The sequence below is a fragment of the Seonamhaeicola sp. S2-3 genome (assembly GCF_001971785.1).
Taxonomy (GTDB): domain Bacteria; phylum Bacteroidota; class Bacteroidia; order Flavobacteriales; family Flavobacteriaceae; genus Seonamhaeicola.
Map to the genome: position 1 here is coordinate 299435 of NZ_CP019389.1, position 13397 is coordinate 312831.

Sequence of the window (13397 nt, forward strand, 5' to 3'; positions counted from 1 at the left end):
ATCATTGAGTGCGCTTACCTAAAGCCATTAATTTCTTGGCATAAAATACAGATTTATTGAACTGAATAAGACTTAAAGGCAACCTAAATAACCTAAATAATAATGTGGCTTTGGGTGCTTTAGTAAAATAGAATACAAAATACTTAATTTTATACTCTTTACGTTGCCGCTGCGTATTATGCTTAAATAGTTGATACATAATGGTAGGACTTGGTTTGGGCACAATACGCTTTACAGGGGTATCTAACTCCCAAAGTTGCTTTTTTCGTTGCTTCCCCTTAATACTAGATTGCTTACCCCAAAACCTATACCCGCCTTCAGGTGGTTTTAAATGAAGGTTTACCGAAAAAGGATTGTGTAAAACGGTAACCCCTAGTTTGGTTATTTCTAAGCCAAAATCGGCATCTTCGCCATAGCCACCATCATAATTTATATCGTTGCCTACCAAAATATCTACAACCCGTTTAGATACGCATGAATTAGCATTACTAAAACTTTGGCTCGCCCCTACCTTCCAACGTTGTGCGCCCAAGGCTTTCAATTTAACGTCTAAATCGTTTAAATCTTGCTGTTGATGATCGGCTCTAATATCCAGTCCGTTACAAGCTTCCGCATTATAAGTCTGTAATAATTTAATATGGTTTTCAATAAATTCTGGCGGCACTCTAATATCATCATCGCCAAAAACTATATAATCACCCGTACATAAAGCTATGGCTTCATTTCTTGCTCTACAACTACCCTTGGTGGTTTGCCATTTAAAAACCACTTTAAAAGAATACTTTTCAGGATTATACAAAGAGACGTTACGTTTATCTTTTGGAGTAGCATCAACTACAATAACTTCATAAGGTTTATAGGTTTGATGTTCTAAATCGTTCAGAAGGTTTAGCGTAAACTCCTGACGTAACATAGTGGGAATAATATAACTTACTTTTGGACTTCCCTTTATAGGCTGAAGTGCCCTAGGTGCTAATTGTAAAGTTTTATGTTTAAACGTATAATGTTTATTAGCAAACAAATAACCATGTAGGTCTTTGGGTTTCAAAAAACCACGTCTAAAAAGCATATAAATACTATGTGCTTTTTTAAAGTTTTTCTTGTAAAACGTATAAATATCTTTTGTGGATAAACGAACTGTTTCATTTGAAGAAGGAAACAAACCTTTTACATACAAAGGAATAACCCCTTGATACCTTAAAGTGTTAAATCCGAAATCTAGAGCAGACATTTCAATAGTCTCATAATCAAAATCAAAACCTCCAAATGCATCCCAAACATGCTTCCGTATAGCAAAAGCATGCGGATTAATACGCCAACTAACACATTTATCTAGATTATCAAAATCATTAGCATACCAAAAATACACCACCGTTTGATAAATAATCTCTGGAAAAGCATTTTTGTACCCTTGGTCTAAGGCACTATGCCACACATCACCTTCGCCTAAGGCCAATTCATTAAGCAACGTTAAATCAGGTTGCCCTTGGTATAATAAAACATGACCGCTAGGTGTGATATATTCTTTTAAATTCATCAAAATTGTAATACGTACAAATGTTATTATTTTTTTTAATATGTTATGCTTATTGCCCTACAAAATTCCCACCATCACACCAACCTTTGTCAGACTGAGCTTGTCGAAGTCCTGTCGAAGTGTGTCGAAGCCCCATCGAAGCCCCGTCAAATCCAACTGTCACACTGAGCCTGTCGAAGTGTGTCGAAGTGTGTCGAAGTCCTATCGAAGTCCTATCGAAGTCCTGTCAGGCTGAGCTTGTCGAAGCCCCCTCACACCAACCTTTGTCACACTGAGCATTGTCACACTGAGCTTTGTCACACTGAGCCTGTCGAAGTGTGTCGAAGTGTGTCGAAGTGTGTCGAAGTCCTATCGAAGTCCTATCGAAGTCCTGTCAGGCTGAGCTTGTCGAAGCCCTATCGAAGTGCATCGAAGCCCCCAAACATTACAATCATAAACAACCATTTTCACAATAAACATTTTATATTAAACACAATCGATTATAGACTTATAAAATGCCACCGATTGTTTAGCAACAAAATCGTGACTAAATTTTGCTTTTACTTTTTCTCTTGCAGCAACACCAAACTGATGCCGTTTTTCTAAATTTTCCAACAACTCTAAAATACATGCCGCATAATCTTTATGATTGGTAGGGTGTACCAAAAAGCCCTCTTTACCATGCGCTATCATTTCTTTTGCCCACCCAATATTAGAAGCTACAATAGCTTTTTCCATAGCCATAGCCTCTAACCAAGATACTGGTAAAGCTTCAGCAAACGTAGGAAACACACATACGGTGGCTTCTTTTATTAAGGCTTCAATTTCAGAATAGCTAACAGCCCCCATATATTGTACTTGCTTTATAGCCGCTTTACTAAACAGGGGTTTTATAAGTTCCCAAGTAGAAGGTGCTCCGGTTTTAACATCGCCACTATCTTTTCCTACTAATACCAATTCAACTTCTTTTTGCTTTTCATTTACTAAATTAAAAATTTCTGGAAGCTCAAAAAGCCCTTTTTTTCTTATCAAAGTTCCAAAATAAAGAATTCGCAAGGTTTTGCTTTTGGGTTGTTCTGGCGTAAAAGCATGGGCATCTATACTGTTAGGTATCACTGTAAACGCCCTGTTAAGTCCAAATAATTCATTGGTTAAATGGCCTGTAAAGGCACTAACACTTATAATACCATCGGCTTTTTTTAAAGCGCGTTTTTCTAAAAACTTATTTTTGAATTTTACGGGACGCTTATCTAAATGACAAAAATAAGTATCGCTACCATGAAGTTTAACAACTAGTGGGCATTTGGTCATGACAAAAGATGTAAACCCTGTCCAGTCTGGGGCCTCAACAATATCAATCTTACCACTTTCATATAACGAATTTAATAAACGTGCTACCTTATTTTGAGTAAGTAAAAGCGATACCCCTTTAACTTTTATATTCTTAACTTTATAAAAATGAATGTTGTTATCTTGAAAATAAGCATCCGCGTCTTGACCGTACACAACAACACAAACCTGATGTCCTAAACTTACAAGCGCCTTAGATAAATTAAAAATACTAGTCCCTATCCCTCCAGATTTACCGGTTTTAGGGTGCGGAAATTCTGGGGTTAAAAAAGCTATTTTCATGAAATAAGTTTAAAATATTGTGTCACCATATTATCTATAGAAAATGACGTTTCTATTAATGTTCTAGTATTTATTGCTATCTGTTCTTTACCTAAATAAACAGCCTCAATAATATCCTTTAAATCTAAAATAGCTTCAGCTTTAAAAATATAACCATTCACACCATGCGTAACCACTTCTAAATTACCACCAGCAGGTGTTGTAATTACAGGTACATTGGCCGCTAAACTTTCTAAAATAGATAAACTAAAACACTCCATATGAGTGGGCTGTAACATATAGTCATAATCACAATATACCGCATTAAGATTAGCAACACTGCCTTTAAAACTAAATACCGCATTTAACAATAAATCATCTACTTGCTTTTTAAGTGCTGCTTCATAAGGTCCCGATCCATAAACATCAATTTTAAGATTTGTTTTTATAGACTCTGGTAATAAGCTAACTGCTTTTATAAGATCTTGAATACCTTTAGAAACTCTTAAATGAGAAGCTACTATAAACTTTGGGCATGTAACATTTCGGTTTAAATTGGGCTTAATATCTTTAACAATAATTCCATTATAAATAACCGAAGTTTTCGTTTTTAAATGGCTGCCAAAATCTCTAAATATCTCATTGGTAGTGTATTTAGAAACCCCAATAAACTGGTCTATACACCGTGAATACAACCACCCTTTTAAACGTTTCTTGATGCGTTTTTTTAAAGGATACCCATGCAGTGGTCTCGGGTTATGATCTACGGCTATAATTTTAGCTTTTGTTTTCTTTTTAAGCTGACAATAAAATGAGGTACAAAGCTCTACAAAATGGGTAAATATCACATCATATGAACCTTCAATGGTATGTAACACAAAGGGTTCTAAAGAGGTTTCATGCTCTGGAGAAATAATCTTAAAATTTGAATAATCGCCATGTTTAGAAGTATTAGGAAAAAACCAATCAACCTCAACATTATGCTCTTTACAGGTTTTATCAAAGGCCCAGAAAAAATAATCCATACCCCCTACTCTATTGGGCAGTAATTTATAATTACATATTATGGCAACTTTCTTTGTTTTTAAACCCATGAAAATAAACTATTAACCAATTGTTTATTAGTTGCTTTTAAAGGCATACCTACCTGCTGATTAATAAATGCTTTTCGGTTTTCTGTACCCCCATTACCCGATAAACACTCTGAAATAGCTTTTATTAATGCCGCTTCATTTTTTACAACCCTAGTAGCTTTACTATTAACTAAATGCTGAATATGCTCATAACCTAAAAAGCGCTGATCATCATACAACCCATTATCTTTATTTCCAAATACAGGATTAATAACGGGTTTATCAAACATCATAAAATCTAAACTCATGGTTGAAAGCATGTTAATGTTTAAATCAGAATATTCTAATAAAGCTCTTAATTGCTTAACATCATCTACGGTTGGAATACGTTGAGACCATGCTTCTTGATGATTAGGCCTTACTTGTGTCCATTTAGGGAAATGCCATGTTATAAATGGAAATTTTTCAACTATAGCCTTAAAACGAATAGGGTCTTCTGCTGGCGAAGTTCTAACTATTAAATTAACAGGTTCTATAGCTCCTGCTTTAATAGCATTAGCAATGGTTTCTATATACAATGCATCATTTTTACTGGTAGAAATATCGCCGCAACTAAAACAAATGGTTTTTAATTTCGGATTCAAATCAAAATCCTTAAAAAATTCAGAGGCTTGCATCTTGTACACATCCATTACATAAGGTACAAATTGAGGCGTTCCTACTACTTTAATGGTAGCTTCCTTAACAGATTTATAAAACCTCAACAAATCTTGTTTCATTAAATCACTCCAAACCAAATAATAATCAAAGTTTGATGCCATGCGCCCTTTTGAGGCTAAATTATCCCAACTAAAAATAAACGCCGCGGTTTTTATGTGTTTCTTTTTGGCGGCGTACACCAAAGGGGCTATATATGGCGGACGTTGGTGTGTAAAAAACAATAGGCTAAATTGCTCGTTTTCTAAAATTGATGAATAGGCTTTGGTTATGCTATGATGCCTAAATGTAAAATCTTGTAGCTTTTGAAACTGCTGAATAGTAACTTCTGAATGAAATAAAGTGGTAAGCTTATAAATAAATCGGGTGGCGTACCCTCGTGTTGTTTTTAATTTTGAATGGTTGGCTTTTAAATTATCTAAAATCCCAAAGTTACCTTCCTTATTCAATTTAAGGTGGGCAATCTCTTTGGCTTTTCTAAAAAACCAGGTTTTAAAAGTTTCCTCAAATACATGTAACTCTATAACCCTTAAATTAGTATGTGTTTTATAAATTGATTTTGGCAAACACGATAAAATAACCACCTCATCAAAAGTTTGGTTTGCATAATCTAAAAAATCACTTAAAATGAAGTTTCTAAAGCCAACCCCGTCAGTAATTACTAATCCTAGTTTCGATTTTTTTTTCTTCAAATTTTAATTGAATTTAAAAGGCTAAAGATACCATTTTTAGAAACAAAAATGGCCTATGAAACTATTAACAATGAGAAGTTAACCAACTGCCAAATATGAAAACTAGATTGATTATCACCTGCTAAATACCTATGCCACTCTAAATCTAATGCTTTTTCATTAAACCAGTGTTTGTATTCTGAAGATTTAATACTATTAATACGCTCTTGAACAAACTCCTTTAAATCATCACCCAACCATTCACGTTGTGGTGTTTGTAAAGGTCGCTTAGGAGTATAAGTAACGTTACTATCTATATATTTTGAAATAACATCTCTTAAAAGCTGTTTTCCTTGATTGTTTTTAAGTTTGAATTCTTTAGGTAACGAAAAAGCAAATTCTACCAATCTATAATCTAAAAAAGGAACCCTTAACTCGGTTGAATAAGCCATAGAAACTCTATCATTAAAACGTAAAGCTCTAGGTATTTTTGTGTAAAACAAATCTCTATATTGAAGGTTTTTTTCTAATGAATTAAAAGGTTTAGGATATGTATTGCCTTTAGAAAGTTCTACAAATGATTTATGTAGCATATTGGCTCTAAACGGACTTTTTGAAACCCCTTGTATGGTAGCATTTGAAACGTTTCTATAATAATCATAACCAGCTAACTGCTCATCCATTCCCTGACCATCTAACAACACCTTAACACCTTTATTTGATGCCGAAGCAAATAATTTAGAATAGGCCAATGTAGGTAAGCCGCCAAAAGGTTCATCTTGAATATCTGAAATTTCTTCTGATAATGTCATTACTTCATGAGGCTGTAACAAAACTTTATTTAAAGGATTTTTATAAGCGGCTATAATTTGTTCTACCCATGGTAATTCATCATAATTTTTATTATTGGTATAAAACGTAAACGCTTGTATTTTAGAAATATCACTTTGAGAAATATTGGCCAAGGCTAAAAGTGCAGAACTATCTAACCCGCCGCTAACATTAAAACCAATAGGCACATCGGCTCTAAACCTAAGGTTTACACTATCAATTAACAGCTTTAAATAAACAGCTTTCGCCTCTTGGTAATCTTTTATTTTGGGTTGATGGTGTACTGCTTTTACAAAATCATACCATTGTTCAATTTTTAAAATACCATGAGCATATTCTAAAAAATGTCCCGCAGGTAATTGATGGATACATTCCCAAAAAGTTTCATTAGGCAAGCCATAACTACCATTAACAAAATAACCAGACCATACCTGTTCATTTGGATTTTTTTTAATACCTGCTTTATGTATGGCTTTAATTTCACTAGAAAAAACTAAGATTTTATTATGCTTAGTATAATAAAATGGTTTAATACCAAAACGGTCTCTTGCTGCAAAAAGCTCTTTTTTTAAACAATCCCAAATAGCAAACGAGAACATACCATTTAACATGTTTAAACATGCTTTTCCGTGTTTGATAAAAACAGCCAATAATACTTCGGTATCTGATGATGTTTGAAAGTTATAATCATCTTTTAACCTATCTTTAAGCTCTAAATAATTATAAATTTCGCCATTAAAAACAATGGTAAACCTTCCTGATGCATCTTGAAATGGCTGATTAGCATTAGATGTTAAATCTATAATAGACAATCTATTATGTCCTAATGCAGCAAATCCACTGTCAAAATAAGTACCTGTAAAATCCGGACCTCGGTGATGCTGAGACCTCAGCATATCATCTATTCGATATTGATAATAATCTTCTCCTATAACTCCAACAATACCACACATGCTATGTATTTTTAGAATTTAAAAACAGCTCCGCTTGTTTCCAATCATCTAGAGTATCAATATTTATAGTATAGTCTAAAGGTGATTTTATATAAGCCAACTTAGTACCATAAAGTGAATGTTGTTCTAATAACACCTCGGTTTTTGTAATGTAAATAAGCCCATCTCTATGATAAACTTTGGGCAAGTCCTGACGTCTAGAAATTATTGTTTTATCACCTGTTGCTAATTCTAAGTAACCTTCATTATTTTCTTTAAAAGTCCAATGCGGATTGTATGCATCTGGCACGCTTTGAACCGATACTAAGGCATCACAATCAGACTTCTCAAATGTATCAATAGCTTCATCTATAAAAGCTCCTGTTTTAAACGGACTGGTTACTTGCAGTAGGCAAACAGCATCAAAAAATATGTTTTGTGCTTTATAAAATTGTAAAGCATGCTGAATAACCCCAAAGTTGGTGATGCATCTTCCGCTAAGTGTTTTGGCCTTACAAAAGGCACCTCCAAGCTTAACTCTTTAGCTACATGAATAATGTCATCATCATCAGAACTTAAAATTAAATGAGCTAATTTTTTAGAGTTTTTAGCAGCTTCAACGGTATATTGCAACAAGGGCTTGCCTTTTAGCTTTTTAATATTCTTTCCTGGAATAGATTTGGAACCGCCACGTGCTGGTATAAGTCCTAATATCTTCATTAATACGATATGGTTTTATGAAAACGTAATGCTACATCTGCTAAAATGTTGGCTATTTTTTCTCCTGAATTGCCATTACCATAAATTGAGTCACTTGGTATTAGAGATTTTTGCGCCATTCTATTTTTAATAGCTAATTCAATATCACCTTCATTATAAGACACATCTAAAACATTAACACCACGTGTTCTTCCTTGTTGGCGCGTTCCTATATTAACAACAGGCACCCCTAAATAAGCACACTCTCTAATGCCTACACTAGAGTTTCCTACTAAACATTGACTATTTATTAGTAATCTAAGAAAATCTTCAGGAATCATATTTTTAAAAAAACGAATATTCTCTGGCTTATAAATTTCTCTGTATAGCCTAATACCATTTGATGTACCATCGGCACCTGCATCAACATTAGGCCAAAACCAAAATGCAGGTATGCCCAATTTATGAACCACCCGTAAAGTTGACAATACATTTTCTTTGGCCTTTGTATATTCTGTGGTTACAGGATGTTGCATAACCACTATATAACCCGTTTGCCAGTTTATATCATTCCCTACACCACCATACTTTTCAATAGGATTGAAATTTAACTCTGGCGATTTCTTTACTTTATAAGCTATATCTATTGACGGACAACCCGTATTAAAAACATATTGGGCATCCTCTCCCATTTTTATTACCCTAGCTTTAGCATCTTCAGAGGCTACTAAATGTATATCTGCTAATTTGGTATTGGCATGACGTACTTTTTCATCTATATTACCCGTAACCTCACCACCTTGAATATGTATTAAAGGGATATTTTGATACGAAGCCGCTATAGAGGTTGCTAAAGTTTCAAATCTATCGGCAATAGTTACCACCGCGTCTGGTTTTAAATTATAAAAAGTATTGGCTAATTCCATAACCCCCAAGCCCGTTGTTTTAGCCATAGAGGTTTTGTTTTCACCTTCTAACACCATAAAAACCTTAGCATCTATTTTAAAACCATCGTTTTCTATATAATCTACGGCATTTCCGTACCTATCTAACAGTGCAGACCCCGCCACAACAAGCTGTAATTGTAATTTAGGATGCTGTTTTATGGCTGCTAAAGCGGTTTTTATCCTACTATACGATGGTCTTGCGGTAATAACTACGCATATTTTTCTTTTACTCATGTAATATCTTCTTGTGTTAAAAAATCCCACTGCTTCATATCACGCACCAATGCCTTACCTATCACTGCTTTAAATTTAGAAGCTCTTATACCTTTATTGGCTGGTTTTTTGGCTTCCAAATCCTCAAATTGAATCATATGTCCTGCTTTTAAATCTTTATTAATAGACAATGATTTTTCAAAAATGCTCTTAAGCTCTGTAAATTTAGTATTATCAGATTTATTAACAGGATTATTTTGTGCTTTTTCAATAGTTCTAACAGATTGGGTTAATACCTTTATCGCTTCTATTGTTAATGAAGAGCTCACATCAGGCCCAAAATCATCTTTACTAAAAACAGCATGAAACTCTAAAATGTCTGCCCCTAAAGCAACAGCTGCAATACTAGTTTCTATTTTTGCCGAATGATCTGAAAATCCAACAGGTACATTATACCTTGTTTTTAATGCTTGTATCACATTTAAACCATAGGCTTCTGGTTGTGTTGGGTAAGCCGTAGTACATTGCAATATAGCAAACCTTACCTGTTTTGATTTTAAAAATGCAACAGTTTCATCTAATTCCTGATAAGAGCTCATGCCAGATGACAAAATAACGGGCTTTCCGGTTTGTGCTATTTTTTCTAGTAACAAAAAATTATTAACCTCTCCTGAACCTATTTTGTAACAAGTAACCCCTACTGCTTCTAATAAATCTACAGCAGCATTACTAAAAGGCGAGCTCATAAACTCTAAGCCTACATCATCACAATGTGCTTTTAACCCTTGCCACTCTTTAAGCGTAAATTCCATGGCTTTCCAATAGTCAAATCTAGTGGCATATTCATCTGTAAATTTCACTCTAAATGGCTCGTAAATACTACTCTCTGCCGCCGCTATATGGGTTTGAAACTTAATAGCATCAACACCTGTTGTGGCTATGGCCTCAATATAGTCATGGGCTTTTTGTAAACTCCCATTATGGGCTTGCCCTATTTCTGCTATTAATTTTACCTGCATTCAAATTCTTTTGTCAAAAATTAGCTTTAAAAAATAAATTATAATTTCTTTAAACCAAAAGATAAAAATAACACATCCTGTGATTAACTAGAACTTTTGTTATTAAAACATTTAGATAAAAGTTTTTAAGAGATATAAAATGTGTTAACAATTTAATGTTCCAAATTTTTATAAAAAACACTCTTTTTTTAACACTATAACAACTAACTAATTTTTTTCTTTAAATACTTTCCTAGTTTAATCTCAACCTTTTGAGTGTATAAAATACTTAAACCAACTAATAGTATTGTTAGAAAAAGAACAAACAACAACGCTTTATACCCAAAATTACCATACTTGGTAATTAGCACCACTCCTATTACTTCATGTATTAAATATAAAAAATAAGATGCGCCTCCTATTTTTATAAGAATTGGACTTTTTAACCAGCTTAAATAATGACTTCTATAAATTGATAATAAAAATAAAATATGAAATATAAACATTGATAGGATTCTTACTTTATCATGCCAAAATAAAGAACATTGCAAAAAGAACATTACTAATACGCAAACTAGTATATATTTTTTAAACTCTCCTTTATATAATAGATAATAAAAAACACCATAACAAAATAGAGGTAATGATTTAGTTAGGTTAAACATCCCTAATATTGCTTTAAGTTTTTTTAAAAAAAATGTTTCTGTAGAATCTAGATAAGTTATATAAAACCCAAAAAAAGTTAATAAAATAGATGTTATAAAAAACACCTTCAAAAAATTTTTTTTGAAAAAGAAATACAAAGAACTAATAAAAAAGTAAAACTGTATTTCGTGCCATAAACTCCAGTAACTTCCGTTTATATAGTCAAATTCAATTTTTCTGTTGCACAAAGTGGATAGTAATTCTGGTTGTACAAAAGTTATACTTGCAAAAATATTTTTTACTAAATGAGCATGAGGAAATATCTTGGTAGTATCAACAAGCAATACAAAAATAAAAGTTATTAGTGTTGCTATGACCATTGAAGGAAGCAATCTAATTAATCTATTTTTCCAAAAAGTTTTAAAGGAATTAGTGTTATTAAGAGAATAAAAGATTACGAAACCACTAATAATAAAAAAAAAGTGTACACCAAATCTACCAAACCAAAAATAATCATACGAATCTGAATAAGGGTATAAATTAGCCCATCTAGAAAAAAAATGAAAGAACATTACCATTAAAATGGCAATAGCTCTAAAGCCATCTAAAACTTCGATTCTTTTCTTTTTCATACTAGCAAAAACTCAAATCATTTCCCTGGTAAAGGAAGTCTCCTCTTCTTTATTAATGTTTTATTTGCAACTGACTGTCTGTGGCACAACCAAATCTTTGGAAATCTAGTTAAAAAAATAAAAACAGTTGTAATGTAGGTTATAAAATAATTGAAATCTAAAATTGCATATTTCATGAAATTTCTAGCAAAAAGCTTTAAAATACTTTTGATAGGATATCTATAATAAACTAAAAAATAAAAACCCGAATTTCTTAACTGTCTACCAAACCTAAAGTAATTATTTCCTTGTTTTTTTCTCACATTTTTATCTAATCTGTGGTTAACAGAAATGGCACTTGTATATAAAATATCATAGCCATTATTAATAACTTCTATTGAAACACACGCCTCCTCTCCATAAATATCCATCCAAACAGGAAAACCGTTTGTAGATTGATATACATTTTTTTTTATAGCAAATCCACAACCCACAAATTCACTACATAAATATTCATTTTTTTCTAAGTTATGTTTTAAAGCTTTTTCATCAGATTCAAAAACACCTCTTATTTCATTGAATGCAATAACTCCAATATTTTCATATGCTTTAAAAACTTGTTTAACCTTATCTATAAAATTTTCATCTAATGGGTGAGCATCATCATCTAGACCAATTAATATTTCTCCTCTGGCTTGTTTGTACAATATATTTCTAGCTCTTGAAGCTCCAACACTTTTACTAGACTCTTCCCATAAAACCCAAGGAAAATTTTGCTTAAGAACAATTGAATTATCTGTGCAACCATCCAAGAACACTAGTAGCTCATGTTTTTCTTTATCAATATACCCCTCTAGAATAGAAATAGTTTTTTCCAATTCTAATTTTCTATTCTTAGAAACTATTAAGACAGAAGTTTCAATCATTTAATAATACTTTTTATCACCTTAACTTTATTAGAGAACTCTACCTTTTTAAGAATTAAAAACCAAACACTCAACGAACTCTTTGATATTCCTGAATTTAACCAGCTTCTTAATATACTTCTTAAAAATCTATATTCAAGAGTACATAAAGCTTCTTTATTTAAATCTCTAGAAGCGCAAATATGTAATTTATTAAACATATCAATAAGCTTAGATATGTTTTTCTTAAATACCTCTTTTGTAACTTTATTAGTATTATAATATGTGTCATAAATAAAGTTGGCATCACACGAGATATTAAAACTCCCCCAATAATTGGCTATTACTTTAGACCTTTCTCTTAAATGCTTTTTTCTATTTTCTTGGGCTCTATGATTACTTCCTTCAAATATTCTATACTTCATTAAAAATTCAGGTAAGTTAGCTACTTCTCCTTTTTTAACTATTCTCGTCCATAAATCCCAATCTTCACAAGTGGCAATACTTTCGTCATACCATAATTTAATATCTCTTAGAAAAGCAGTTCTAAAAATCACAGATGAGTGCCCAAAACATGCCGTAAAAAGTAAATTATATTTAATCTCCATGTTATCTGTAGGGTAAGTCCAAGAAGAACTGTTCAAGTTATTAATATCCTTAAGCCAATATCCCTGTGTTCCGCATAAAACTATATTACTATTTGCTTCTAGAAAAGAAACTTGTTTTTCAAATCTATTTGCAAAACACCAATCATCCGCATCCATTCTAGCTATGTATTCATATTTATTTACTAGTAGTTTTAATCCTTTATTTAAAGTTGATGCAAGACCAAGGTTTTGAGAATTTTTTAAATATTTAATTCTATTATCACCAAAACCTTCAACAAACTGTTCTGTATTATCTGTTGAACAATCATCAATTACATATAAATCAAATTCTTTAAAGGTTTGATTTAATATGGCTTCAATAGATTCTTTAAGAAAATGTACTGAATTATAAGTGGGTAGTATAACTGCTAATTTATTCAT

General features: G+C 32.4%; 12 protein-coding genes. All 12 read right to left on the reverse strand.

The window, feature by feature from the left end; translation table 11 throughout:
• Window position 1: 1 nt before the first annotated feature.
• The gene (locus BWZ22_RS01465) at window positions 2–1537 is read right to left on the reverse strand and encodes a glycosyltransferase family 2 protein (protein ID WP_076697557.1); all 1536 of its coding nucleotides are present in this window, start codon (window positions 1535–1537) and stop codon (window positions 2–4) included.
• Between the two features lie 465 nt (window positions 1538–2002).
• Window positions 2003–3148 (reverse strand): glycosyltransferase family 4 protein, encoded by a 1146-nt coding sequence (locus BWZ22_RS01470; protein ID WP_076697559.1) that lies wholly within the window; start codon window positions 3146–3148, stop codon window positions 2003–2005.
• Entirely contained in the window at window positions 3145–4221 is a 1077-nt protein-coding gene (locus BWZ22_RS01475; RefSeq protein WP_076697562.1) for a glycosyltransferase family 4 protein, read from the reverse strand. The genes BWZ22_RS01470 and BWZ22_RS01475 overlap by 4 nt, the downstream gene beginning before the upstream one ends.
• Window positions 4212–5609: a hypothetical protein gene (locus tag BWZ22_RS01480; protein ID WP_076697564.1), complete on the reverse strand. Its 1398-nt coding sequence runs from the start codon at window positions 5607–5609 to the stop codon at window positions 4212–4214. Before BWZ22_RS01480 ends, BWZ22_RS01475 begins: the two co-directional genes overlap by 10 nt.
• Window positions 5610–5662: 53 nt before the next feature.
• Window positions 5663–7372, reverse strand: a complete 1710-nt coding sequence (asnB, locus tag BWZ22_RS01485) for an asparagine synthase (glutamine-hydrolyzing) (RefSeq protein ID WP_076697566.1) — start codon at window positions 7370–7372, stop codon at window positions 5663–5665.
• Between the two features lies 1 nt (window position 7373).
• Window positions 7374–7661 carry a hypothetical protein gene (locus tag BWZ22_RS17030; RefSeq protein ID WP_371326810.1) on the reverse strand — a complete coding sequence of 96 codons (288 nt, stop codon included), beginning with the start codon at window positions 7659–7661 and terminating at the stop codon, window positions 7374–7376.
• Window positions 7662–7750: 89 nt separating this feature from the next.
• Window positions 7751–8071 (reverse strand): cytidylyltransferase domain-containing protein, encoded by a 321-nt coding sequence (locus tag BWZ22_RS17035; RefSeq protein WP_371326811.1) that lies wholly within the window; start codon window positions 8069–8071, stop codon window positions 7751–7753.
• Complete coding sequence (gene neuC / locus BWZ22_RS01495; RefSeq protein WP_076697568.1) at window positions 8071–9231, reverse strand: UDP-N-acetylglucosamine 2-epimerase; 1161 nt, start codon at window positions 9229–9231, stop codon at window positions 8071–8073. Before neuC ends, BWZ22_RS17035 begins: the two co-directional genes overlap by 1 nt.
• Window positions 9228–10229, reverse strand: coding sequence for an N-acetylneuraminate synthase family protein (locus BWZ22_RS01500; RefSeq protein WP_076697569.1), 1002 nt, complete (start codon window positions 10227–10229; stop codon window positions 9228–9230). Before BWZ22_RS01500 ends, neuC begins: the two co-directional genes overlap by 4 nt.
• A 203-nt stretch (window positions 10230–10432) precedes the next feature.
• Complete coding sequence (locus BWZ22_RS01505) at window positions 10433–11485, reverse strand: acyltransferase (RefSeq protein WP_076697570.1); 1053 nt, start codon at window positions 11483–11485, stop codon at window positions 10433–10435.
• A 17-nt stretch (window positions 11486–11502) separates the two neighbouring features.
• The gene (locus tag BWZ22_RS01510; RefSeq protein WP_083692147.1) at window positions 11503–12390 is read right to left on the reverse strand and encodes a glycosyltransferase family 2 protein; all 888 of its coding nucleotides are present in this window, start codon (window positions 12388–12390) and stop codon (window positions 11503–11505) included.
• A complete protein-coding gene (locus tag BWZ22_RS01515; protein WP_076697571.1) occupies window positions 12387–13397 on the reverse strand; it encodes a glycosyltransferase family A protein in 1011 nt (336 codons plus the stop codon). The genes BWZ22_RS01510 and BWZ22_RS01515 overlap by 4 nt, the downstream gene beginning before the upstream one ends.

Coding starts and splice junctions, on each gene's coding strand:
- BWZ22_RS01475 (WP_076697562.1), bottom strand. CDS start 4,221: ATGGGTTTAAAAACAAAGAAAGTTGCCATAATATGTAATTATAAATTA.
- BWZ22_RS01500 (WP_076697569.1), bottom strand. CDS start 10,229: ATGCAGGTAAAATTAATAGCAGAAATAGGGCAAGCCCATAATGGGAGT.
- BWZ22_RS01470 (WP_076697559.1), bottom strand. CDS start 3,148: ATGAAAATAGCTTTTTTAACCCCAGAATTTCCGCACCCTAAAACCGGT.
- BWZ22_RS01510 (WP_083692147.1), bottom strand. CDS start 12,390: ATGATTGAAACTTCTGTCTTAATAGTTTCTAAGAATAGAAAATTAGAA.
- BWZ22_RS01515 (WP_076697571.1), bottom strand. CDS start 13,397: ATGAATAAATTAGCAGTTATACTACCCACTTATAATTCAGTACATTTT.
- neuC (WP_076697568.1), bottom strand. CDS start 9,231: ATGAGTAAAAGAAAAATATGCGTAGTTATTACCGCAAGACCATCGTAT.
- asnB (WP_076697566.1), bottom strand. CDS start 7,372: ATGTGTGGTATTGTTGGAGTTATAGGAGAAGATTATTATCAATATCGA.
- BWZ22_RS01465 (WP_076697557.1), bottom strand. CDS start 1,537: ATGAATTTAAAAGAATATATCACACCTAGCGGTCATGTTTTATTATAC.
- BWZ22_RS17035 (WP_371326811.1), bottom strand. CDS start 8,071: ATGAAGATATTAGGACTTATACCAGCACGTGGCGGTTCCAAATCTATT.
- BWZ22_RS01505 (WP_076697570.1), bottom strand. CDS start 11,485: ATGAAAAAGAAAAGAATCGAAGTTTTAGATGGCTTTAGAGCTATTGCC.